This is a genomic window from Pseudomonas sp. GM49 (assembly GCF_000282355.1).
GTDB lineage: Bacteria > Pseudomonadota > Gammaproteobacteria > Pseudomonadales > Pseudomonadaceae > Aquipseudomonas.
Genome location: NZ_AKJL01000337.1, coordinates 1 through 24,153, shown reverse-complemented (window position 1 = coordinate 24,153; position 24,153 = coordinate 1). Strand labels below are relative to the sequence as shown.

Genomic DNA, 24,153 nt, shown 5'->3' with positions numbered 1-24,153 from the left:
ATCTGGTACCACCGTTCCTCACCTAAGTCTTTGCTTCTGCTCACTAATCCTCCAGAATCGCGCCCCTGTTTCGGCCAAGGCGCCGCCTGTCGGGTATTCCGACGCGCCCTGGCCGGGTGGCAAGTGACCGGAATGTGGAGATCCCACCGGATGAATGATCAGGCCAATAGCGTCAACAAACGCTATGTAGAAGCGACACCAGCGACGCTCTCGAGCTGGAATCGCCAAGACACCACCTGGATGCTGGGCCTGTTTGGCACGGCGATTGGTGCGGGAACCCTGTTTTTGCCGATCAACGCAGGCCTCGGCGGTTTCTGGCCGCTGCTGATCCTGGCGTTGCTGGCGTTTCCGATGACGTTCTATGCACACCGCGGGCTGACCCGTTTCGTGCTGTCCGGTCGCGAAGGCGCCGACATCACCGAAGTGGTGGAAGAGCATTTCGGCATCAAGGCCGGTGCACTGATCACCTTGCTGTACTTCTTCGCCATTTTCCCGATCCTGCTGATCTACAGCGTGGCCCTGACCAACACTGTGGGCAGTTTCCTTGAGCATCAACTGCACATCACGCCGCCACCGCGCGCCGTGCTGTCGCTGGTGCTGATCCTTGGCCTGCTGGCGGTGGTGCGTTGCGGTGAGCAATTGATCGTCAAGGCCATGAGCCTGATGGTCTACCCGTTCATTGTCGCGCTGCTGTTTCTGGCGGTGTACCTGGTTCCGCACTGGAACGGCGGCATCCTGACCACCGCCAGCAGCGTGCCGGCACCGTCGGCGCTGTTGCACACCCTGTGGCTGGCGATTCCGGTGATGGTGTTCTCGTTCAACCACTCGCCAATCATTTCGGCGTTCGCCGTGGACCAGAAGCGTCGCTACGGGGAGCACGCCGAGGAGCGCAGCTCGCAGATCCTGTCCCGCGCCCACTTGTTGATGGTGGTGATGGTGCTGTTCTTCGTCTTCAGTTGCGTGCTGACCCTGTCGCCAGCGCAACTGGCTGAAGCCAAGGCGCAGAACCTGTCGATCCTGTCGTACCTGGCCAACCACTTCAGCAATCCGACCATCGCCTTCGCGGCGCCGTTGATTGCCTTCGTGGCCATTTCCAAGTCGTTCCTGGGGCACTACATCGGCGCCAGCGAAGGCCTCAAGGGCCTGATCGTCAAGAGCGGCAAGCGTCCGTCCGCCAAGACCCTGGATCGCATGACCGCCGCGTTCATGCTGGTGGTGTGCTGGATCGTCGCCACGCTGAACCCGAGCATCCTCGGCATGATTGAAACCCTGGGTGGCCCGGTGATCGCGGCGATCCTGTTCCTGATGCCGATGTACGCCATCCGCAAGGTACCGGCGATGGCACGCTATCGCGGTCAGGCGTCCAACGTCTTCGTGACGGCGGTGGGTCTGGTGGCGATTACCGCGTTGATCTATTCCTTGAGCGCGTGATCGACCGGCCTGCTCGCGCAGTGCCGGATTGACAGCTACAGTGGCCGCTGCACGTGATACGTGCAGCGGTTTTTTTTCGCCTGGAGACACCGGATTGTCGAGCGCCTCACCGCCAAACCCCATTGAACAACCCAATCGCTGGCAGGACCTGCTGGCAGGTTTGTCGATTGCCGGCCTGTTGCTGCCCGAAGCGGTTGCCTATTCAAGCATCGCCGCACTGGCGCCCCAGGCCGGGGTGATCGCCTTGTTCGCCGGGTTGCTGTGTTATGGGTTGTTGGGCACCAGCCGCTTTGCGATTGTCTCGGCCACTTCATCCTCCGCCGCCGTGCTGGCGGCCGCGACCGCCACCCTGGCCAATGGCGATCCGCAACTGCGGTCGGCGCTGGCCATCGGCCTGGTGCTGGTGACTGGGGCGTTTTTCTTGCTGGCCGGGCTGTTCAAGCTCGGCAGCGTGACGTCGTTCATCGCCAAACCGGTGCTGCGCGGTTTTGCCTTTGGCCTGGCGCTGACCATCATTCTCAAGCAGGTCGCCAGCGTGGTCGGCGTGCATTTGACCGATGCCAACCTGGTGCGCTTTCTGCCGCAATTGCTGGAGCAACTGCCGCAATGGAACTGGGTGGCGGCTGGCGTCGGCGCCGTGGCATTGGCCTTGTTATGGCTGTTCGCGCGTTTTCGGCGCCTGCCGGGCGGTTTGTTGGTGGTGGTGATCGGCATTGCGGCGGGGCAGTGGCTGAACCTGCCGGCCTATGACGTGAAGCTGATCGGTGTAATCGACCTCAGTCTGGAGGTGCCGAAGTTGCCGGTGCTGCCGTTCACCGACTGGCTGCGTCTGGGTGAATTGGCGTTCGCCATGGTGATGATTCTGTATGCGGAGTCTTATGGCTCGATCAGTTCTTATGCGCTCAAGCATGGTGACCGAGTCACCTCGAACCGCGATTTGCTGGCGCTGGGGGCTTCCAATCTGCTGTCCGGCCTGTTCCACGGCATGCCGGCGGGAGCCGGGTATTCGGCAACGTCGGCGAACGAGGCGGCGGGTGCCACTTCGCGCCTGGCCGGTATCGTGGCGGCGCTGGTAGTGCTGGTCATTGTCTTGACGGTGCTGCCTTACATCGCCCTGACTCCGGAACCGATCCTCGCCGCCATCGTCATCCATGCCCTGGGACGCGGCTTGAGCCTGCAGCCGCTGGGACGGTATTTCATCTGGCGCCGTGACCGTCTGTTGGTGATCTGCGCCGTGGGCGCGGTGCTGGTGCTGGGGGTGCTTGACGGCTTGCTGGTGGCGGTGGCGATCAGTGTGTTACTGATGCTCAAGCAGATGTCGGCGGCGGATATCCAGATTCTGGGGCGCATCGATGGCGGTCACGACTTTGTCGACCTGCAACGCCATCCAACGGCGATGACAGAGCCGGGGGTGCTGATTGTCCGACCGGGTGAAGCGTTGTTCTTTGCCAACGTCGAGCGGATTCTCGGCGCTGCCTTGCGCTTGATCCGGCATTCGCAAACGCCGATTCATACGGTGATTCTCAGTCTGGAGGAGTCGCCGGATCTGGATGGCACCAGCATTGAGGCGTTGCAGGAGTTTTTTGTACGGGTGCATCAGGAGGGCAAGCAGCTGATTCTGGCGCGTCTCAAGGACGACGCACAAACGGCGTTGGCGGCGTTGCCGCAGGTGCAATCAAGCGGTGTGATTCTGAGTGGTTTGAGTGTGGATGGGGCGGTGCAGCAGGCGCTCAAGTTGAGCGCATGACCGGTGGGTATGGGCTTTTGTGGCGAGGGGGCTTGCCCCCGTTCGGCTGCGAAGCAGTCGTAAATTCGGTAAACACTGTTTAGCCATGGAAATACTGGGGCCGCTGCGCGACCCAACGGGGGCAAGCCCCCTCGCCACAAAAAGCTCTCACTTCACTGGCGAGTTTTCAGGCATAAAAAAACGCCGCTCATCTCACGATGGGCGGCGTTCTTCATTGCTTTGCAGCGTTAGGCTTGAACGACCGGGATGTTGGCGTTCGCAGCAGCTTCACGGAACTCGGCGATCTGGTCGAAGGACAGGTAGCGGTAGACATCGGCCGCCATGCTGTCGATCTTGCCAGCGTATTCCATGTACTCCTCGACGGTCGGCAGGCGACCCAGGATGGAAGCCACGGACGCAAGCTCAGCCGAAGCCAGGTAGACGTTCGCGCCGTCACCCAGACGGTTCGGGAAGTTACGGGTCGAAGTCGATACGACAGTCGAGTTCGGCTCTACACGTGCCTGGTTACCCATGCACAGCGAGCAACCTGGCATTTCCATGCGAGCGCCGGCCTTGCCGTAGATGCCGTAGTAGCCTTCTTCGGTCAGCTGGTGAGCGTCCATCTTGGTCGGCGGCGACAGCCACAGACGGGTTGGCAGCTGACCCTTGACCTGTTCCAGCAGTTTACCGGCAGCGCGGAAGTGACCGATGTTGGTCATGCACGAACCGATGAACACTTCGTCGATCTTCTCGCCAGCAACGCTGGAGAGCAGGCGAGCGTCGTCCGGATCGTTCGGCGCGCAGAGCACAGGCTCCTTGATGTCGGCCAGGTCGATCTCGATGACTTCGGCGTATTCAGCGTCTTTGTCCGCTTCCAGCAGCTCAGGGTTGGCCAGCCAGGCTTCCATCGCTTGGGCGCGACGTTCCAGAGTACGTGCATCGCCATAGCCTTCGCCGATCATCCAGCGCAGCAAGGTGATGTTGGACTGCAGGTATTCGGCAATCGACTCTTTGGACAGCTGGATGGTGCAACCGGCAGCCGAACGTTCAGCCGAGGCGTCAGACAGTTCGAACGCTTGTTCTACGGTCAGTTTAGGCAGACCTTCGATCTCCAGGATGCGACCGGAGAAGGCGTTCTTCTTGCCTTTCTTCTCTACGGTCAGCAGGCCAGCCTGGATCGCGTAGTAAGGAATGGCGTGAACCAGGTCACGCAGGGTGACGCCTGGCTGCAGTTCGCCTTTGAAGCGAACCAGGATCGACTCAGGCATGTCCAGCGGCATGACGCCAGTGGCTGCGGCGAACGCAACCAGACCGGAACCGGCCGGGAACGAGATGCCGATCGGGAAACGGGTGTGGGAGTCACCACCGGTACCGACGGTGTCCGGCAGCAGCATGCGGTTCAGCCACGAGTGGATGATGCCGTCGCCCGGACGCAGGGAAACGCCGCCGCGGGTCATGATGAAGTCAGGCAGGGTGTGGTGGGTGGTCACGTCGATCGGCTTTGGATAAGCCGCGGTGTGGCAGAAGGACTGCATCACCAGATCGGTCGAGAAGCCCAGGCACGCCAGGTCTTTCAGCTCGTCACGGGTCATGGGACCTGTGGTGTCCTGGGAACCCACGGTGGTCATCTTCGGTTCGCAGTAGGTGCCCGGACGAACGCCGGTCACGCCGCAAGCCTTGCCGACCATTTTCTGCGCCAGGGTGAAACCCTTGGTGCTTTCAGCCGGTGCTTCAGGCTTCTTGAACAGGGTCGAAGGTGGCAGACCCAGCTCGGCGCGAGCCTTCTCGGTCAGGCCACGGCCGATGATCAGCGGAATACGGCCGCCAGCACGAACTTCGTCCAGCAGGACCGGGGTCTTCATTTCGAAGGTGGTCAGGACTTCGTCGGTGCCGTGCTTGCAGACTTTGCCAGCATGCGGGTACAGGTCGATCACGTCGCCCATGTGCATGTTGGAAACGTCGAATTCGATTGGCAGTGCGCCGGCGTCTTCCATGGTGTTGTAGAAGATCGGAGCGATCTTGCTGCCGAAGCAGAAACCGCCGGCACGCTTGTTCGGTACATAAGGAACGTCGTCGCCGAAGAACCACAGTACGGAGTTGGTGGCCGATTTACGCGAAGAACCGGTACCGACCACGTCGCCGACGTAGGCGATCGGGAAGCCGGCGTTGCGCATTTCTTCGATCTGCTTCATCGGACCGGTGACGCCTTGTGCGTCCGGCACGATGCCGTCGCGAGCCATTTTCAGCATGGCCAGGGCGTGCAGCGGGATGTCCGGACGGGACCAGGCATCAGGCGCAGGGGACAGGTCGTCGGTGTTGGTTTCGCCGGTGACCTTGAACACGCGCAGGCTGATCTTGTCGGCCAGGGTCGGGCGCTTCACGAACCACTCGCCGTCAGCCCAGGATTGCAGCACGCCTTGGGCGTGAACGTTACCGTTCTTGGCTTTTTCAGCGACGTCGTGGAAGGCGTCGAACATCAGCAGGGTGTGCTTGAGTTCTTCGGCAGCTACTGGAGCCAGTTCGGCGTCGTCCAGCAGGTTAACCAGCGTCACGATGTTGTAGCCGCCCTGCATGGTGCCGAGCAGTTCAACAGCGCGCTTCTTGTCGATCAGGGGGGATTTGGCTTCGCCTTTGGCGATGGCAGACAGGAAGCCGGCCTTCACATAGGCAGCTTCGTCCACGCCTGGCGGAACGCGATTGGTGATCAGGTCAACGAGGAATGCTTCTTCGCCAGCCGGGGGATTTTTCAGCAGCTCGACCAGGCCTGCAGTTTGTTCGGCGTTTAGCGGCTGGGGAACGATACCCAGTGCTGCGCGCTCTTCGATATGTTTGCGGTAGGCTTCAAGCACAGTTATTACCCTCATCAGTGGTCCCAAATGGGTGTCCGGGACGCTCATCCCGAAATTGCCGTACTCATGCGCTGCATGGCGTTGTGAGCCACTTGGCCAGAATTACCGACAATTCCTTACAGAAGCTGCTTTCAAAGTTTTACGCCTGCAGAACGGGAGCTGATGAGGGTTGGCGTTGGGCTTTTCCCCGCTGGAAAAACCCCTCGCCAACACCGCTCTGAAGGAACGACTGTGCTCGTGACGCTTTGAAAACAGCTTCTAACGGACATTGGCGCCTAAAAAGGCAGGCTGATTCTACGGCAAAAAAAAATTAAAGGTAAGTCAGGTTTTATTGGACTTTGGTGGCGCTCAGCAAACCCCGATTCACTCCGGGCCCTTAACTTTGAGGGGTGATCAATGGCGGACAAAGGGCTAACATGCCGGCCTGTTCTGCTTTTTCGCGTTTTGCCTACTTATGCCCAATCAGACCATCAAGACACCCTGCGTCGGCCTTTGCTCCACTGTTTACGGTGACCTGGTGTGCCGTGGCTGCAAGCGTTTCCACCACGAAGTGATCCACTGGAACGGTTACAACGAGGAGGAAAAGCGCGCGGTGTGGCTGCGTCTTGAGCAGTTACTGTCGCAGGTGATGGCCGCCAAGGTGGAAATTTTCGATCCGGCACTGCTGAGAATGCAGCTGGAGCAACGCAAGATTCGCTTCGTGCCCCATCAGTCGGAATATTGCTGGGCCTATCAGTTGATCGCCCGGGGCGCGCGGGTGATCAACAACCTGGAAGCCTACGGAATGGTGTTGCTGCCGGAGTTTCGCGACTGGAACCTGCCGGAATTGCGCGATGCCATTGATCGGGAATTTTTCCTGCTCTCCGAGGCGCATTATCAGCGCTACATAGCGCCGGGGTTCCTGAAAGACGCTTTCGGCGGGTAGCCCTTAAAAGCATCGCGAGCAAGCTCGCTCCCACAGGGGACTTGCGTCGTTCACAAACCCTCTGTGGGAGCGAGCTTGCTCGCGATGGCGTCCGGCCAAACACCACAAATCTCAATGCTTGTCGGCAATCTCCTCCAGTTGATCCTCGATCTCCTGCGGTTTGAGCACCAGCACATCGCTCTCGACCGAATCGAGCACCACTTCCGCGGTATTGCCGATCAACGCCCCTGACAACCCGCTACGGGCCACGGTACCGATCACTGTCACTGCCGCCTGCAGCTTGTGGACCATGAACGGAATCAGCACGTCCGCCGGGCCTTCCTCGATGTGCAGGTGTTCATCGTCGATGTCGAATTCCGCCTGGAATGACTTGCATTGCTCGCGGTAGCGCGCCTGGATGGTTTCGCTGAGTTGAAACGTCGGGTCGGCCGACGACAGCATCGGCGACGGGTGGGCGCTGATCACGTGCAAGTGGGCCTTGGCCAGGGTGGCGATGTCATAGCCATGATCAATGATGGTGTCGTGCAGGTGGCGGTGTTCGAGGTCGCTGTTGCCGACGTCGATAGCTGCCAGGATCACTTTGTCTCTCCATGAACCGGCGGTTTTCACCAGCAGTACCGGGGAAGGGCACTCGCGCAGCAATTTCCAGTCCTCGGGTGTCAGCAGGGCCTTTTTCAGTGCGCTGTCGGGAAAGTGTTGCTTGATCACCAGACCACAACCTTCCGCCTGCTGCACATCGACGATGGTTTCGTGAAGGCTATGATTCCAGGCCTGCTCGGTGGTGACGGTGTAGCCGTCGGCAAGTAACGCGGCCTTGAGCACACCCAGCATGCCACTGTGATCATGCTTGGGGTCGCACACCAGCAGGTGCAACTGCGCCTGGGTCACGCCGGCAATCAGTTTGGCCCGTTTCAGCGCCAGGCTTTCGGAGTGTTCGGGGTCGATGACCACCAGAATGCTGCGTACGGCTTGCATGAGCGGGATCTCCTGAAAATAAAAAAAGCACGGCGTTGCACAACTATAGTTGCTGCCTGCGATTCGGGGACTTGATGCATATCAACGGTTGGCGACTGGTGGTCTGCGGGCAGGCCGGTATAATCGGCGCCCTTCGTTTTGAACCTATTTTTCCGTGAGCCCCATGATCCTTCCCGAAATTCACGAGTTCCTTGGCTGCCGCACCCCCGACGGCTGGATCCAGGCTGCGCTGGCCGATCAGGAAACTCTGCTGATCGACCACAAGAACTGCGAATTCAAGGCCGCCAGCACCGCGTTGAGCCTGATCGCCAAGTACCACTCCCACGTCGATCTGATCAACATGATGTCTCGCCTGGCCCGGGAAGAGCTGGTTCACCACGAACAGGTCATGCGCCTGATGAAACGCCGCAAGATCGAACTGCGCCAGCTGTCCGCCGGGCGCTACGCGTCGGGGTTGCGCAAGGTGGTACGCAGTCACGAACCGGTGAAACTGGTGGACACATTGGTGGTAGGGGCGTTCATCGAGGCCCGCAGTTGCGAGCGTTTCGAAGCGCTGGTGCCGCATCTGGACGAAGAACTGGGCAAGTTCTATTTTGGTTTGCTCAAGAGCGAGGCCCGGCATTTCCAGGGTTACCTGAAACTGGCCTATCAATACGGTGACGCCAAGGACATCGCCCAGGTGATCGACAAGGTCCGCGCCGCCGAGCAGGAACTGATCGAGTCGCCGGACGTGGAATTCCGTTTTCACAGCGGTGTGCCTGCTGCGGCCTGATTATTCGGTGTTGTTTTTGCGGACGCCTTCGCGAGCAAGCCCGCTCCCACACTCGATCTGTGTCGCTCACAAATCCCCTGTGGGAGCGGGCTTGCTCGCGAAGGGGCCATTAGCAACACAAAAGCTAATGGCTCAAACCCAGGCGTTCATGCCATTGCGCGATGGACTCTTCGGGGTACACATCGAACTGTTTATCCCTTGGCTGCGCCTGGACCTCAACCCAGGGCGCCTTCGAACCCAGCATCAGGTGCGTGTGCTCCGGCGGCACCGGCAGCGGCGTGTCGATGGCCGAGGCAAACGGGTGAATCAATTCCGGCCACTGTGGGCTGAACAGCCATAAACCCGAGCCGCAGACCGAGCAGAAATGCCGCTCTGCCGTGCTGCTGCGGGCGCGCTTGTCACCTTCGTCCTTGAGCCGTGCGTGGTAGATCGCAATATGCTTGCGCCCGCGCACCTTCAGGCTGGCGGCATCACCACCGAGGTTGATCGCATAACCGCCACCCCCTTGGGTCTTGCGACAGATCGAGCAGTAGCAACGCTGGTAAGGATAGGGGTGGGCGCTAGTCAAACTGAACGACACCGCGCCGCAATGGCAGGAACCTTCGAGTTGCATGGGAGCCTCCAGCTGTCTTGAGCGTACCCAAGACAGCCTAGACCGTCGGTGCTATTGGACAGGGACCAGAATCACGTCGGCGGTCGCCACCGCCCACAGGTTTTGCGGTAATACAAAAGGTTGTGTTTACCACCGCTCACTGTGGGAGCTGGCTTGCCTGCGATGAACGATAACGCGGTGTTACTGGACGCCCACCAACGGCCAAGTCAGCATGTCCCTCTCGAAACCGGGACATGACCTGATGCGACGACTACCTTCCCTGGCAGCCCTGCGAACCTTCGAATGCGCCGCCCGCCACGCCCATTTCGGTCGGGCGGCGGCTGAGTTGTGTGTCACCGACAGCGCGGTCAGCCATCAGATTCGCCAGCTCGAAGAGCAACTGGGTGTATCGCTGTTCGTGCGCGAGGGCCGGCAGATTCGCCCGACCCTGGCGGCCGGGCGCCTGATGCAGAGCTTGCAGCAGGCGTTCGAACTGATTGGCGATGCCTGCGACGAACTGCGCGACCCTTCATCCCTGGCGGTGTTGCGTCTGGCGGTGACCGCCGAGCTGGCACAAAAGTGGCTGATGAGCCGTCTCACGGATTTCTACGCGCGCTATCCGCACATCACCTTGCATCTGTACGAACAACCGATCGACGCCACAGCGCCCGGGGAAGACATAGATCTGGCGATCACCTACGGCACCGGCCCGGTGGACAGCAGCGCGTATTTTGTCCGGCCGCTGCCGGCGTTGCAGTTCTTCCCGGTGTGCAGCCCCGGCCTGTTCAACCAGGGCACCCTGAAAACCCCGAAGGACCTGGCACGTCACTGCCTGCTGCACGACGATCAGGACGGCAAGACCTGGACCGCGTGGCTCACCAGCCATGCCGGCGATCAGCGCCCCGACCGGCAGCTGTATTTTGCTCATGCCGGACTGGCACTCGAAGCTGCCGCGCAAGGGCAGGGCGTGGCCATGGGGGACAACCTGACGGCCCAGGAAGATTTGCTCAGCGGTCGGCTGGTACGGCCGTTTACCTCGAGCATGACCGCTCTGGGCCAATACGCGCTGGTGTGCGAACGGGTGCGGCTGGAGCGTCCGGCGGTGGCGCAGATGCTGGAATGGTTCAACGATCAGTTGCTAGATTGATGAGTTGAATTCAAGTATTCCGAAATAATCATCGTTGGCGAGCCAGTCGCCAACGCCCTTAGCCTGTGGTCATTCCAATCCCTGCCGAAGAGGTTTGACCATGGCGCGTTTGCTCGACACCACTCCCAAACAGGACGGTTTCCGTCTGCCCGGCGAATTCGAAGCCAAGTCCGGTTGCTGGCTCGGCTGGCCGGAGCGCACCGACGTCTGGCGCAACGGTGCCAAGCCGGCGCAGAAAGTCTGGGTGCAGATCGTCACCGCCATTTCCATGAGCGAGCCGGTCACCGTGTGCGCCTCTGCGGCACAGTTCGCCACCGCGCGCCGGCAGTTGCCGCCGCAAGTGCGTGTGGTGGAAATGACCTGCAACGACACTTGGTTCCGCGACAGCGGCCCGTGTTTTGTGGTCAACGATCGGAGTGGCGAAGTGCGCGGCGTCGACTTCGAATTCAATGCCTATGGCGGGCTCGACGGTGGTCTCTACTACCCGTGGGACAAGGATGACCAGATCGCCAGCAAAATCCTCGAAATCGAACGCTTCGACCGCTATCGTGCGCCGCTGATTGCCGAACTGGGCGGCATCCAGAGCGATGGCCAGGGCAGCATCCTGACCACCGAACAGTGTTTGCTCAACCGCAACCGCAACCAGCATCTGGGCAAGGACGAAGTCACCCGCCGCCTGACCGACTACCTCGGTGCCGAGCAAGTGATCTGGCTGCCACGGGGCTGCAAGTTCGACGAAACCGACGGTCATGTCGACGACCTCGCGTGCTTCGTGCGCCCTGGCGAAGTGGTGTTGCAATGGACCGACAATCGCGATGACCCGCAGTGGGAAATCTATCAGGAGGCCTACGACATCCTGCGCAGCACCCGCGACAGTCGTGGCCGCGAGTTGATCGTGCACAAGCTGCCGCAACCGGATGTGCTGGAGTGGACGGCCGAAGAAGCCGAAGGGCTGGACCAGCAGGACAGCACCCATACCCGTCAGGCCGGGACGAAAATCTGCGCGTCGTACATCAATTACTACGCCGGCAACAGAACCATCGTGGTGCCGCTGTTTGGTGATCGTAACGACAAAGTGGCGCAGGCGACCCTGGCCGAGCTGTTCCCTGAACACAACATCGTCGGCATCGAAAACTCCCGGGAAATCCTCCTCGGTGGCGGCAACGTCGCGTGCATCACCATGCCGCAGTACGCTGGCAAAGGAGTGTGAAAGTGGGCCTGCACAAACTGACTCAAGCAATACTGCTGGTGCTTGCACCCCTGTGTGTGCAGGCCGCCGATACCGCCAAACCGGTGGTCAATCTGTACATCTGGGGCGAGTACCTGGCTCCGGACACCTTGAAGAACTTCGAGGCGAAAACCGGCATCCACGTGGTGGCCGACCACTTCGACTCCCTGGAAACCGTCGAGACCAAGCTGCTGACTGGCCGCAGTGGTTACGACCTGGTGCTGACGGCGGGGCAGCATCTGTCCCGAGCCATCGAGAGTGGCGCGGTGCAGGCGGTCGACAAGCAGCAACTGCCGCACTTTGCCGGCGTCGGCGAGGAGTTCCGCCAGCACATGGCGGTGTTCGATCCGGGCAACCGCTATGCCGGGATCTACGCCTGGGGCACCACCGGTGTGGGCTATCAGGAGCAGGCTGTCAAACAGCGCCTGCCCGACGCACCGACAGACAGTTGGGCAATGCTTTTCGATCCGGCCGTGGTCTCGAAATTCGCCGATTGCGGGGTCAGCCTGCTCAACGATCCCAATGAAGTGTTTGCGGCGGTCATGAAGTACATGGGCCTGGACATCAACCGCCAGAACCTCGATGACCTGAAGCTGGCCGAGCAGCAACTGGCGAAGATTCGTCCGTACATTCGCTACTTCGACAACGACCTGAACATCAGCGACCTTGCCAATGGCAATACCTGCATGGCGATGTCGTGGAACGGCAACGTGGGCATCGCGGCGGGCCAGGCAGAGGCGGCGAACAAACCGTACTCACTGAAATATCGCATTCCGAAGGAAGGCACGTTGATCTGGTTCGATGCCATGGTCATTCCCAGGGATGCGCCGCATCCGAAGGCCGGCCTGGCTTTGATGGACTACCTGATGACCCCGGAAGTGATCGCGCCGATCACCGACAGCATCCATTACGCCAATGCGATCACGGCGGCGGACGACTTGATCGACCCGGCGATCCGCAATGATCCGGGGACGTACCCGACGGCCGCGGTCAGGGCTTCGCTTTACAGCAAGAACGACAATGGCAAGGCGTTCAACCGGGCGCTGATTCGGGCGTTCAGTCGGTTGAAGTCGGGGTTGTGATGCTGTGTTGACTGGACTGACGTCTTCGCGGGCAAGCCCGCTCCCACAGGTTTAGCGGTATACATATTTTTTGTGTACGACTCGGACACTGTGGGAGCGGGCTTGCTCGCGAAGAACGATAACGCGGTCTATTTGTTTGGCACCCGCCACAAATACCAGGAGGCCACCGTCCGATACGGGCTCCACGCCGAGCCGATCTCGATCATCTGCTTGCGCGTCGGCTGCACCTGGAGCCCCTTGAGCCGTCGATAACCCTCACGCACGCCAAAGTCGTCGGCCGGCAGGATATCCGGGCGCTCCAGGCTATAGATCAGCAACATCTCCACGGTCCAGCGCCCCACGCCGCGCAACGTGATCAAACGCTCGATCAGCGCTTCATCGTCCATGGCCAGGGCCGTGGCGTAATCGGGCACCACGCCGTCCAGCGACGCCTGGGCGATGCCTTGAATGGTGGTGATTTTGCTCGCGGAAAATCCGCAACTGCGCAGTTGGTCGAAATCGGTCGCGACGATCTGTTCAGGCCTGGGAAACGAACCTGAACCGAACAGCGCCAGCAGCCGGCCGACAATCGCATCGCCGGCCTTGGCGTGCAGTTGCTGATAGGCAATCGCCCGCACCAGCGACTCATACGGATCACGCGCAGCATGCGGCTGGTGCAGGCATGGGCCGATGGCGTCGATGTGGCGGCGCCAGTCGTCATCGATGGCGGCCAGGAACTTACTGGCCGCCAGATAGCCGTCGGACATGGGCTCAGGCTTTCCCGGACGGTTTCAACAGGGCGTTGATTTCGCCATAGGTGAAAGCCTTCAGGTTGTGGGTATCGAACTTGCCGGTTTGCAGAAAGCTTTGGGCAATGCCGGCCATGGCACCGTAGAGGAATTCGGCGATGCCGGAACCGGCGGTCAGGCGGCGTACGCCAAGTGCTTCAAGCGCTTCGGGCGACGGCAGGCCCGGGAACCCCAGCACATTCAGCGGCAGCGAGGTGCCGTGGCACAGCGCCTTGATCTCGTACTCGGCGGTTACGCCCGCCGCAAACAGGCCATTGGCACCAGCCGCCTGATACAGCGCAGCGCGCCTGAGGGTTTCCGCGACGCGATCTTCGGCAGGCACCAGGCCCCGCAGGTACACATCGGTGCGCGCATTGATAAACAGGTTCACGTTACGGCGATCGGCCACCTGGCGGGCGGTTTCAATCTTGCGTACCAGCAGCTCCGGCGGCGAGGAGCCGTCCTCGATATTGATCCCGACAGCGCCTGCGGCGATCACGGCGTCAACCACCTGTGCCACCCGCTCCAGGTCGTCGGAGTAACCGGCCTCGATGTCCACGGTCAGCGGCACCGAAATTACCCGGGCAATCGACTCGACCGTCGAGACCAGACGCTCAAGGGGCAGGGTGTTGCCATCGGGGTAACCATGCACCCAGGCCACCGCCGCGCTGCTGGTGGCCACGGCCTTGTTGCCCAGTTGCTCCACCAGCCGCGCCCCGGCGGCATCGGCGACGTTGGTGAGAATCAGCAAACCCTCGTGATGCAGTTGGTGCAGTTGATTGTCGAGCCTGTCCATCGAGTTTCCTTCCTTATGAAAAACCTGTGGGGGATCAGAACGCCAATTGCTCAGTGAGCTGTACCTCTGCGTTTTCCAGCCTGAGCAGAAACGCCTTGCGCGGCTGGCCTCCAGCGTAGCCGGTCAACGAACCGTCGGCACCGATCACCCGGTGGCACGGCACGACAATCGATAAGCGGTTATGCCCATTGGCCAGGCCCACCGCCCGGCTGGCACCGGGCTTGCCCAGAATCGCCGCGATGGCGCCGTAGGTGGTGGTCCGGCCGTAGGGGATTTTCGCCAGTTCGGCCCAGACCTGACGGGAGAACTCGCTACCGGGCATGTGCAGGGCCACGCTGAACTCAGTGAGTGTGCCGGCGAAATACGCGGACAATTGCTCTTCGATCTGCTGCAAGTGCGCGTTGTGCCCCGGCGCCACGGCATAACCAAAACGGTTTTGCAGCGCTTCGACCGCCGGATTCAGTGATGGCTGATCGAGAAACTCCAGCAGTACCAGCCCACGCCGTTCGGCCATGGCGATCATCGGCCCCAGCGGCGTGGTCAGGCGCGTGAACAACAACGGCTCGCTGTTGGCCGCGCGGCCCGGTGTGATGTGAAACGACTTCTGGAAGGCATCGCGAAAACCGCTCAGGGACTCGTAGCCGGAGTCGAATGCGGCAGCGTCGATGGAGTCGCCCTGCTTGATCCCGCCCAAGGCCATGCCCAGGCGTCGGGCGCGCAGCCAGGCGTGGAAGGTCATGCCGAAATGCTGCTTGAACCAGCGACGCAGTTTCAGTGGCTCGATGCCTTCGGCCAGTAGCTGGGCGTCGGTCCAGCGCTGCTCAGGGTCGGCGTCTACCGACTTGAACAGTTTCTGCACCCAGTCCGGTGCGCTGGCGGCGGTGTCCAGCGGTTTGCAGCGCAGGCAGGCGCGGTAACCCGCCGCCAGGCATTGTTCGGCGTTGGCAAAGAACTCGACATTTTCCGGCTTCGGGCTGCGGGCGGTGCAACCGGGGCGGCAGAAAATGCCTGTGGTCTTGACCGCCGTGAAAAACACCCCCTCGTAGGAGGTGTCTCGCTCGAGCATGGCGCGAACCATCTCGGCACGGGGCGGAAGCAGCGTTTTTTGTAGGTTCATGGGCGCAGCATAGATCGCGTCATGGGCGACCTCCACCGGAAAATCGACAGCGAATTCCGGACTGGAAATTGATTTCACCCTGTGTGAGCAAGCCTGCTCCCACATTAAGTAAGTGCAAATCCCTCAGGCGCGGCGCGCCATCAGCAACACCGAAGCCGCCGCCGACAACAACCCGGCGCAGCAGCGATTGAATATCCGCTTGCCCGACGGCCTGGCGAACCAGCGACGCATGTGCAAACCCATGTAGGCATAGGCACCAATCGCGATCCACTCCAGCACCAGAAACAACGCCCCCAACACCACGAACTGCGGCGCAATGGTGTGGGTCGAGTCGACGAATTGTGGCAGGAACGCGGTGAAAATCAGAATCGCCTTGGGGTTGCCGGCCGCTACCAGGAATTCCTGCCGGGCCAGTGCCAGCGTGCCCACGGGCGCTGTGCTGACCAGGTTTTCGACGCCGGGATCGGCGCGCCACAATTGCCAGGCGAGGTAGAACAGGTAGGCCGCGCCGAGGATCTTGATGGCGTAGAACAGCAGCTCAGAGGTTTGCAACACCACCGCCAGCCCCGCCGAGGCGAGGGCAATCATCCCGGCGAACGCCAGCAACCGGCCGATACCGGCCACGCACGCGGTGCGGTAGCCATAGCGAGTCGAATTGCTGACCGACAGCAGGTTGTTGGGGCCGGGTGCCATGTTGAGGGCGAAGCAGGCCGGCAGAAACAGGGTGAGGGTGGCGAGGTCCATGGTGGGCTCCTGAAGCAAGAGCGCTATTTTTATCACAGCTCACGGGTGGCCAGACCCATACAGTCATGGGTCTAAACCACCGTACCAGGGATTATTTGGCGAACTTTTTCGCCCCGGCGACGCAGAGGATCACGGCAACGGTGACACCCAGCATGCCGACACTGACATGTTCATGCAGCAGGGTGGCGGCCAGGGTCAGCCCGAAAAACGGCTGAAGCAGCTGCAATTGCCCAACGGCGGCGATGCCTCCTTGGGCCAGCCCGCGATACCAGAACACGAAACCGATCAGCATGCTGAACAGCGAGACGTAGGCCAGGCTGAACCAGGCCGGCGTGCTGATGCCGGTGAACGAAGCCGGCATGCGCATCCAGCTGAGCACCGCCACGACCGGCAGCGACAGCACCAGCGCCCAGCTGATCACCTGCCAGCCACCGAGCGTGCGCGACAGCTTCGCGCCTTCGGCATAACCCAGGCCGCAGGCGAGGATGGCCAGCAGCATCAGAATGTCGCCTTGGGGGGAAGCGGTCAGCCCTTGGGACAGGGCAAACCCGACCACCAGCAGACTGCCCAGCACCGAGAAAATCCAGAACGCCGCCCGTGGCCGCTCGCCGCCGCGCAGGACGCCGAACACCGCAGTCGCCAGGGGCAACAGGCCGACGAAGACGATGGAGTGCGCGGACGTCACGTATTGCAGTGCCAGCGCGGTCAACAGGGGGAACCCGATAACCACACCCAGGGCCACGATGGTCAGCGGTATCAGTTGCTGGCGCGCCGGACGTTTTTCCTTGAATAACCCCAGCAGGCACAGGGCCAGGACCGCAGCGATGGTGGCGCGCGCGACCGTCAGGAACACCGGGTCGAACTCCAGTACCGCCACCCGTGTTGCCGGCAGCGAGCCGCTGAAAATCACCACGCCGATCAGGCCGTTGATCCAGCCGCTGGTGCTGCTTTCCAGTGTCCGGTGTTGCAGGTTCGAAGTCCGTTCCATTTGGCTCACGCTCATTGTCTGATTGCACGAAACTCATCGTATGAGCGACTATCGATACAATCAAAAAATTGTCATGGATACATCTCGACATGCCTCGATCTCGCTACAAGACGCTGGTGGATGCCTTTGCCGCCGACATCCGTTCAGGGCGTTTACCGCCCGGCACGCGCCTGCCGACTCACCGGCAACTGGCCACTGAGCACGGGTTGGCACTGGTCACCGCCAGCCGGGTGTATGCCGAGCTGGAGGGCATGGGCCTGGTCAGCGGCGAAACCGGGCGCGGGACCTTTGTCAGGGAAACCTCGCTGCCGCCGGGGCAGGGCATCTCGCAGCACGTGGTGGCGGCGGGGATGCTTGACCTGAACTTCAACTACCCGTCGTTGCCCGGTCAGGCCGACCTGCTGCGCACTGCCTTGCGTCAACTGGCGTTGTCCGGAGATCTGGAGGCGCTCCTGCGCTATCAGCCCCACGCGGGGCGCTTGCATGAGCGGGCCTCGGTCGCGCGCCATCTGCTCGATCGCGGGCTGAACGTGCCGGCCGGGCAGGTGTTGATCGTCAGCGGCGCCCAGCATGGCCTGGCGGTGACGATGATGACGCTGCTCAAGCCCGGCGATGTGATTGCCGCTGATGCGCTGACCTATCCCGGTTTCAAGACGCTGGCCGAAACCCTGCATCTGGAAGTCTTGCCCATTCCGGTCACGGATACCGGGCCTGACCTGCCCGCCCTGGCAAAACTCTGCCGCAGCCGATCGGTGCGGGCCGTCTACTCGATGCCAACCTTGCATAACCCGCTGGGCTGGGTGATGGACGCCGATCAGCGCGAGCAACTGGTGGCGATAGCACGCCAGCATGACCTGACGATCATCGAGGACGCCGCCTATGCGTTCCTGGCCGAAAACGTACCGCCACCGTTGGCCGAGCTGGCGCCGGAGAGGACGGTGTATGTGTCCGGTCTGTCGAAGAATATCGCTACCGGGTTGCGCGTCGGTTTCATCGCCGCACCCGAGCAATGGATCGCCGCCTTCGAGCGCACCATCATGGCGACCACCTGGAACACCCCCGGCGTGATGACCGCCATCGCCACGGCCTGGCTCGACGACGGCACCGTCATCCAGCTGGAGTCGCAAAAACGTGCGGACGCCCGGGCCCGGCAAGCCCTGGCCCGCGAGGTGCTGGCGGGGCTCAGGACCATCAGTCACCCGAATTCCTACTTCATCTGGTTGCCGTTGGCGGAAGACGCCCGGGCCGACCAGATCGCCATGGCACTGATGCGTGAGCAGGTGTCGGTGTCGCCGGCCGAGCCCTTTGCGATTTCCGCACATGTGCCGCACGCGATACGACTGGCGTTGGGCTCGGTGGACATGGACTCACTGCGCATTGCGTTGACCAAAGTGAAAAGTGTCGTGGGTTACTACTCATAGCGATGCAGGGCAGTTTTATTCAATACGCGAGCCGCTCGGCTCTTTACCTTGAGGGCCTTGTTCAACTCGATGGAAAGAAGGTGTGCAATGAGTCTGATGATGTCCATGGCGGCGTTTGCGCTGGTCGCTTCCATCACGCCGGGGCCGGTCAACATTGTGGCGTTGAGCTCTGGCGCGCGGTTTGGCTTCCGGGCCAGCCAGCGCCACGTGGCCGGGGCCACGCTGGGGTTTGTCTTGCTGTTGGTGCTGATGGGGCTGGGCCTGCATGAGCTGTTGCAACAGTGGCCGGCGCTGACGCAGGGGGTGCAATGGGCGGGCGTAGCCTTTCTGTTGTACATGGCCTTCAAGCTGGCAGCCGACAATGGGCAGGTGCAAGCCAGCGAATCGGCGCAAGCCCCGTCGATGCTGTATGGCGCCATCATGCAATGGCTCAATCCGAAGGCCTGGCTGGCCTGCGTGGCCGGCATGGGCGCGTTTGTCGCCGATGGCGAGGCGCGCCTGGTCTGGCAATTCGCTGCGATTTATCTGGTGATCTGCTATGCGTCGGTCGGTTGCTGGGCTTATGCCGGGACCTTTCTGCGTGGCTTCCTGAACAACTCGGCCGGCATGCGCCTGTTCAATCGCGTCATGGCGTTGCTGCTGGTGGTGAGTGCGGTGTACCTGTTGTTGCCGTAACTGCAATCAACACGGAAATTGTGGCGAGGGGGCTTGCCCCCGTTCGGCGGCGAAGCCGTCGTAAAACCTGCATGCAGAGTATGACTGAAGGAATGCTGGGGCTGCTTCGCAGCCCCAACGGGGGCAAGCCCCCTCGCCACAGATTCAGCCAAAGACACAGACTCAACCAAAGCCACAGATCTGGCCAAAGCCTCGGATTCAGCCGCGATACTGCCCCGGTGTCGCTGCCAAATGCTGTTTGAATGCCCGTTGAAAATGCGCCTGATCGGCGAACCCCGCTTCCAGTGCCACGTCCGCAATCAGCTTGCCGCTGCGCAATTGATCCTGGGCGAACTGGATGCGCCGGTTCACCAGGAACGCGTGGGGCGTCATGCCGTAATGCTGTTTGAAGGCGCGGATCAGGTAGGACGGTGACAGTTGTGCCGCCTCGCAAATGTCTTCGAGCTTCAGGGTTTGCGTGCAGTGCTCGCGGATGTAATCGGCAGCACGCTCCAGCTTGAAATTGGGTTCGCGCAGCGGCTGATCGACCGGGTTGAGTCGTAGCTGAACTTCAGTAAAGAATTCCACGGCCACGCTGTGTTTGCGCAGCACGTCTTGCTGTGGATCGACCAGTACCTCATACAAGCCCGCGAGGCCGGCAAACAGCTGGGCGTCCCGGGTGTGGGTCAGCGAAAAGCGGCGAAACGCCGCGTCATCGCTGAACCCGAGCTGATGCTGCAAATCGGTCAGCCACGGCGTATCGACGTACAGCATCAGGTACGACCAGGGTTGGTCTTCGATCGGGTTGCAGGCGTGGACGTCGCCGGGGTTCATCAGCACGACCGTGCCGACGCTGACCTCGTATGCCGACTGCTCGTGGAGATAGGTGCTGTGCCCGGCAGTGATAGCCCCGATGGAAAAGTGCTCGTGGGCGTGCCGGGTGTAACAGACTTCGCGCCCGTCGGCGATGGAGCGGGCCTCGATGAAGGGCAGGGCGTCATCGCGCCAGAAGCGCGGGGCCTTGTCGGCGTTTTTGGCAACGGCGTGCTTCATGCTCACTCCTCGGCAGGTCAGCGTCCGAGTGTATTAGCTCTCGCCGTCAAAGGCGCGTTGCAACGTCGCAATATCGAGTTTTTTCATCTGCATCATCGCCTGCATGGCCCGTTGGGATTTTTTCGTGTCGGGGTCTTTGATCATGTCCATCATCGCGACGGGGACGATCTGCCACGACAGCCCGAACTTGTCCTTGAGCCAACCGCATTGCTGGGCCTCGGGCGCACCACCGGCCGACAGGTTGCCCCAGTAATGGTCGACTTCTTCCTGAGACAGACAATTGACCTGAAACGAAACCGCCTCACTGAACTTGAACATCGGCCCGCCGTTGAGGCCGGTGAAACTCTGCCCGTCAAGCTCGAAGCTGACGGTCATGACCGAACCTTCAGGCCGGCCGTGGAACTCGAAACCGGCGTGGCCGTAATAGGTGACGGCAGTGATTTTCGAATGATCGAAGATCGAGCAATAGAATTTCGCCGCCGCTTCGGCCTGATCGTCGAACCACAGGCAGGGCGTGAGTTTTTGTACGCGTTGCATGGTGCCAACTCCTCTGCAGATTGCGCATGTTCCGGACTTTCAGCGTAGTCAGCCTCTGGTCGTCTGGCCGTACCGTAGATCGACAAATTTGCCCCAGTGTTGCGTAAACGTAGTCAAAAAGACTGTCTGTGTGGTGAGGCCGAGGCGCTGGCGAGCGATTCCATGGCCGCCCTTAGAGGCGGCTTTTTCATGACCGGTGGTCGATGCACCACGGCCTGCCGGCAAATCTGCGCTTAGCTGAAGGGATAGCCCGAGGCGCGCGCAGGCTTTACAAGGCCGCAGCGACGCCCCTTCAGGTCACCGTGAGTCTGAGGAACTGCGCCATGCTGACCCTGAACATCAATGGCCAGGATCAGGAGCTGGATGTCCCCGCCGACATGCCGCTGCTCTGGGTCTTGCGCGATGTCGCCCACCTCACCGGCACCAAATTCGGCTGTGGCATAGCCCAATGCGGGGCCTGCACCGTGCATGTCGACGGCGCTCCGCGGCGCGCCTGTATCACGCCGGCCACGGCCGTGGCCCAAGGGCAGAAAATTCTCACCATCGAAGGCCTGTCTGCGGACGGTTCGCACCCGGTTCAACAGGCCTGGGCGGAACTTGACGTGGTCCAGTGTGGCTATTGTCAGTCCGGGCAGATCATGTCGGCGGCGGCGTTGCTGGCGAAAATTCCGAAACCGACCGACAGCGACATCGATCAGGCACTGTCCGGCAACATCTGCCGTTGCGGCACGTACCCGCGGATTCGCGCAGCGGTCAAACGCGCCGCCGAGCTGGGTTGAGGCCGGGTTGAAGGGAGCTTGTGCCATGAACAGCATCAATGCGTTATCGCGCCGTGGTTTTCTCAAGGGCAGTGCCGTGCTGGGCGGTGGGCTGGTGGTCGCGTTTGTCATGCCCGGTGCCCACCGTTTCGCCATGGGCGCGGAAAACCAGGGCAACGTGTTTGCGCCAAACGCCTTCCTGCGCATTGGCAACGACAACAGCGTCACCGTGCTGCTCGGGCACTCGGAAATGGGCCAGGGCATCTGGACCGGCCTGACCATGTTGATCGCCGAAGAACTGGACGCCGACTGGTCGAAGATCCGCGTCGAGCATTCCCCTGCATCGGCCGCCGATTACGGCATGGCCGGGTTTGGCGGGATGCAGATCACCGGTGGTTCGACCTCGACCTGGATGGAGTTCGACCGCTATCGCCTGGCCGGCGCGGCGGCGCGCTTGATGTTGATCGAAGCGGCGGCCAAACGTTTCAACGTTGCGCCATCGGAGATTCATACAGAGTCGGGAGTGGTCATTGCCGGTGAGCACCGTGCCACCTATGGCGAGTTGGCGGATGACGCGGGGCAATTGCCACGGCCGGACCCGGCCTCGATCAAACTCAAGGACGCGAAAGACTGGCGGCTGATCGGCAAGCCCACCAGGCGCCTGGACACCCCGGAAAAAATCACCGGCCGGGCCAAGTTCGGTATGGACGTGCAGTTCGACGGCCTGATGACCGCCATGGTCGCCCGTTCACCCACCTTCGGTGGCAGCGTCAAATCCTTTGAAGGCGCCGAAGCGCTGGCGATTCCGGGCGTGCATAAAGTGGTGCAAGTGCCGACGGGTATCGCGGTGATTGCCGATCATTACTGGGCGGCGAAGCTGGGGCGCGATGCGCTGAAAATCCAGTGGAACCCGGGACCGAACGCCGGGCTCGACAGTCAGGCGCTACTGGAAACCTTCCGCAAACTCGCCACCACCCCCGGCCTGAACGCCGGTCAGGCGGGCGATACCCAGGCTGCGCTGGCGAAAGCGGCAAAGACCATCGACGCCGAATACAGCGTGCCTTATCTGGCCCACGCGCCGATGGAACCTTTGAACTGTACGGTGAGCATCACCAAGGACAAATGCGAAATCTGGACCGGCACCCAGTTCCAGACCCTGGACCAGATGGTCGCCGGGACAATCACCGGGCTCAAGCCGGAACAGGTCGAGATCCATACCGAGTTTCTCGGTGGCGGCTTCGGGCGACGGGCCAATCCGACGTCGGATTTCGTCAGCGAAGCGGTGTATGTCGCCAAGGCCGCCGGTGGGCCGGTGAAAACCGTGTGGGCGCGGGAGGATGACATCCGTGGCGGCTATTACCGCTCGGCGTTCCTGCACCATGCGCGTATCGGGCTGGGCGCCGACGGCCTGCCGCTGGCCTGGAAGCATGTGATGGTCGGACAGTCGATCATGGCCGGGACCTCGCTTGAAGCGACCATGGTCAAGGACGGGATCGACAAGACCTCGGTCGAAGGCGTGGCCGATAGCCCCTACATCGAAGGACTGGCCAATCACCAGATCGAACTGCACTCACCGAAAACCGGCATCAGCGTGTTGTGGCTGCGTTCGGTGGGGCACACCCACACCGCGTTTGTCATGGAGTCGCTGATCGATGAGCTGGCCACGGCGGCCGGCAAGGATCCAGTGGACTATCGACGCACCTTGCTCAAGGACCATCCGCGCCACCTCGGTGTGCTGAACCTCGCGGTGGAGAAGGCCAACTGGAAGGCGCCTCTGCCGGATGGCCATGCGCTGGGTGTGGCGGTGCATGAGTCATTTGGCAGCTATGTGGCTCAGGTGGCCGAGGTGTCCCAGGACAACCTCGCCATCCGTGTGCACCGAGTGGTGTGCGCGGTGGACTGCGGCATTGCAGTCAACCCACAGAGCATCGCGGCGCAGATGGAATCGTGCATCACCTTTGGCCTCGGCTTCGCCTTGCACAGCAAACTGACGCTCAAGGACGGGCAGGTGGTGCAGTCCAACTATCACGACTATCAGGTGCTGCGGCTCAACGAAATGCCGGTGGTCGAAGTGCATATCGTGCCCAGCAGCGACAAACCCGGCGGTATCGGCGAAGCCGGTGTGCCACCCACGGCGCCGGCGGTGGCCAATGCGGTCTTTGCCCTGACCGGACAGCGCCTGCGCGAGCTGCCGTTGCAGTTGTCGGGGGTGTGAGATGAAACGACATCATTGGTTGCTTGGGGCGGTGATCCTGGTCTGTCTCATAGCCTACGCATCGCACGTGTTCGCCGATGACCGCGAGGCCTTGCAGGCGTTCGACACCGTGCAGAAAGTCTTCCAGAGCCCCCGTTGCCAGAACTGCCACATTCCCGGTGATTCGCCGCTGCAATTCGATGCCGGGGTGCCTCACGCCATGAATGTCGTGCGTGGCATGGACGGCAAGGGTTCGGCCGGGTTGCCCTGTGCAACGTGCCATGCGCAAAGCAATCCGCCGGCCAGTTACGGTCCGCATGCGCCACCCGGGGCGCCGCACTGGAGCCTGCCGCCGGCCGCGCAGCGGATGGCCTGGATCGGCCAGCCAGCCGATCGG

Annotated in this window: 21 protein-coding genes and 1 pseudogene; 12 read left to right on the top strand and 10 right to left on the bottom strand. The window is 61.6% G+C overall.

All coding sequences use genetic code 11. The features are described from left to right. The first annotated feature begins 150 nt into the window (after positions 1-150). Complete coding sequence (locus tag PMI29_RS00475; RefSeq protein ID WP_008004611.1) at positions 151-1,431, top strand: serine/threonine transporter; 1,281 nt, start codon at positions 151-153, stop codon at positions 1,429-1,431. 94 nt (positions 1,432-1,525) lie between these two features. Continuing rightward, the gene (locus tag PMI29_RS00480) at positions 1,526-3,178 is read left to right on the top strand and encodes a SulP family inorganic anion transporter (protein WP_008004610.1); all 1,653 of its coding nucleotides are present in this window, start codon (positions 1,526-1,528) and stop codon (positions 3,176-3,178) included. Between the two features lie 227 nt (positions 3,179-3,405). On the opposite strand, the gene acnB is transcribed toward PMI29_RS00480, so the two are convergent. Further along, positions 3,406-6,006 (bottom strand): bifunctional aconitate hydratase 2/2-methylisocitrate dehydratase, encoded by a 2,601-nt coding sequence (acnB, locus tag PMI29_RS00485; protein ID WP_033052801.1) that lies wholly within the window; start codon positions 6,004-6,006, stop codon positions 3,406-3,408. A 454-nt stretch (positions 6,007-6,460) separates the two neighbouring features. On the opposite strand from acnB, the gene PMI29_RS00490 reads away from it, so the two are divergent. Continuing rightward, positions 6,461-6,931: a DUF1289 domain-containing protein gene (locus PMI29_RS00490; protein ID WP_007937731.1), complete on the top strand. Its 471-nt coding sequence runs from the start codon at positions 6,461-6,463 to the stop codon at positions 6,929-6,931. Between the two features lie 111 nt (positions 6,932-7,042). On the opposite strand, the gene PMI29_RS00495 is transcribed toward PMI29_RS00490, so the two are convergent. Continuing rightward, positions 7,043-7,906: a universal stress protein gene (locus PMI29_RS00495; protein WP_008004608.1), complete on the bottom strand. Its 864-nt coding sequence runs from the start codon at positions 7,904-7,906 to the stop codon at positions 7,043-7,045. 163 nt (positions 7,907-8,069) lie between these two features. Between PMI29_RS00495 and PMI29_RS00500 the strand changes: the two genes are divergently transcribed. Next, on the top strand, positions 8,070-8,678 hold the full coding sequence (locus PMI29_RS00500; protein ID WP_007986374.1) for a tRNA-(ms[2]io[6]A)-hydroxylase: 609 nt from the start codon (positions 8,070-8,072) through the stop codon (positions 8,676-8,678). 124 nt (positions 8,679-8,802) lie between these two features. Here the strand turns inward: PMI29_RS00500 and PMI29_RS00505 are convergent, their stop codons facing one another. Further along, positions 8,803-9,291: a GFA family protein gene (locus PMI29_RS00505; RefSeq protein WP_008004607.1), complete on the bottom strand. Its 489-nt coding sequence runs from the start codon at positions 9,289-9,291 to the stop codon at positions 8,803-8,805. Between the two features lie 241 nt (positions 9,292-9,532). On the opposite strand from PMI29_RS00505, the gene PMI29_RS00510 reads away from it, so the two are divergent. The 3 genes from PMI29_RS00510 to PMI29_RS00520 all read left to right on the top strand — a co-directional run bounded on the left by PMI29_RS00510 (position 9,533) and on the right by PMI29_RS00520 (position 12,727). Further along, positions 9,533-10,417, top strand: a complete 885-nt coding sequence (locus tag PMI29_RS00510) for a LysR substrate-binding domain-containing protein (RefSeq protein ID WP_008004606.1) — start codon at positions 9,533-9,535, stop codon at positions 10,415-10,417. 100 nt (positions 10,418-10,517) lie between these two features. Beyond that, positions 10,518-11,627, top strand: coding sequence for an agmatine deiminase (gene aguA / locus PMI29_RS00515; protein ID WP_008004605.1), 1,110 nt, complete (start codon positions 10,518-10,520; stop codon positions 11,625-11,627). Positions 11,628-11,629: 2 nt separating this feature from the next. After that, complete coding sequence (locus PMI29_RS00520; RefSeq protein WP_008004604.1) at positions 11,630-12,727, top strand: extracellular solute-binding protein; 1,098 nt, start codon at positions 11,630-11,632, stop codon at positions 12,725-12,727. A gap of 128 nt (positions 12,728-12,855) precedes the next feature. Here PMI29_RS00520 and PMI29_RS00525 read toward each other — a convergent pair whose 3' ends face one another. From PMI29_RS00525 to PMI29_RS00545, 5 genes are all read right to left on the bottom strand, one after another. Further along, positions 12,856-13,473, bottom strand: coding sequence for a DNA-3-methyladenine glycosylase family protein (locus PMI29_RS00525; protein ID WP_008004603.1), 618 nt, complete (start codon positions 13,471-13,473; stop codon positions 12,856-12,858). Positions 13,474-13,477: 4 nt separating this feature from the next. Further along, positions 13,478-14,290: an isocitrate lyase/PEP mutase family protein gene (locus tag PMI29_RS00530; protein WP_008004602.1), complete on the bottom strand. Its 813-nt coding sequence runs from the start codon at positions 14,288-14,290 to the stop codon at positions 13,478-13,480. A 34-nt stretch (positions 14,291-14,324) separates the two neighbouring features. Then, positions 14,325-15,407, bottom strand: coding sequence for a bifunctional transcriptional activator/DNA repair enzyme AdaA (locus tag PMI29_RS00535; RefSeq protein WP_033052802.1), 1,083 nt, complete (start codon positions 15,405-15,407; stop codon positions 14,325-14,327). Positions 15,408-15,530: 123 nt separating this feature from the next. Further along, the gene (locus tag PMI29_RS00540; RefSeq protein WP_008004600.1) at positions 15,531-16,151 is read right to left on the bottom strand and encodes a LysE family translocator; all 621 of its coding nucleotides are present in this window, start codon (positions 16,149-16,151) and stop codon (positions 15,531-15,533) included. Positions 16,152-16,242: 91 nt separating this feature from the next. Then, positions 16,243-17,139, bottom strand: coding sequence for a DMT family transporter (locus tag PMI29_RS00545; RefSeq protein WP_008004598.1), 897 nt, complete (start codon positions 17,137-17,139; stop codon positions 16,243-16,245). Positions 17,140-17,228: 89 nt separating this feature from the next. On the opposite strand from PMI29_RS00545, the gene PMI29_RS00550 reads away from it, so the two are divergent. Both PMI29_RS00550 and PMI29_RS00555 read left to right on the top strand, forming a co-directional pair. Further along, positions 17,229-18,560, top strand: coding sequence for an aminotransferase-like domain-containing protein (locus PMI29_RS00550; RefSeq protein ID WP_008004597.1), 1,332 nt, complete (start codon positions 17,229-17,231; stop codon positions 18,558-18,560). An 87-nt stretch (positions 18,561-18,647) separates the two neighbouring features. Beyond that, positions 18,648-19,235: a LysE family translocator gene (locus PMI29_RS00555; RefSeq protein ID WP_008004594.1), complete on the top strand. Its 588-nt coding sequence runs from the start codon at positions 18,648-18,650 to the stop codon at positions 19,233-19,235. A 198-nt stretch (positions 19,236-19,433) separates the two neighbouring features. Here PMI29_RS00555 and PMI29_RS00560 read toward each other — a convergent pair whose 3' ends face one another. Continuing rightward, on the bottom strand, positions 19,434-20,267 hold the full coding sequence (locus PMI29_RS00560) for an AraC family transcriptional regulator (protein WP_008004592.1): 834 nt from the start codon (positions 20,265-20,267) through the stop codon (positions 19,434-19,436). Between the two features lie 33 nt (positions 20,268-20,300). Continuing rightward, a complete protein-coding gene (locus PMI29_RS00565; RefSeq protein WP_008004590.1) occupies positions 20,301-20,804 on the bottom strand; it encodes a VOC family protein in 504 nt (167 codons plus the stop codon). Positions 20,805-21,127: 323 nt separating this feature from the next. Here PMI29_RS00565 and PMI29_RS00570 point away from each other — a divergent pair, with 323 nt between their 5' ends. From PMI29_RS00570 to PMI29_RS00580, 3 genes and pseudogenes are all read left to right on the top strand, one after another. Then, positions 21,128-21,583, top strand: coding sequence for a (2Fe-2S)-binding protein (locus PMI29_RS00570; RefSeq protein WP_008004588.1), 456 nt, complete (start codon positions 21,128-21,130; stop codon positions 21,581-21,583). A 25-nt stretch (positions 21,584-21,608) separates the two neighbouring features. Further along, positions 21,609-23,777 carry a xanthine dehydrogenase family protein molybdopterin-binding subunit gene (locus PMI29_RS00575; protein ID WP_008004585.1) on the top strand — a complete coding sequence of 723 codons (2,169 nt, stop codon included), beginning with the start codon at positions 21,609-21,611 and terminating at the stop codon, positions 23,775-23,777. Position 23,778: 1 nt separating this feature from the next. Beyond that, a pseudogene (locus PMI29_RS00580) lies at positions 23,779-24,153 on the top strand (hypothetical protein); the annotation flags it as partial.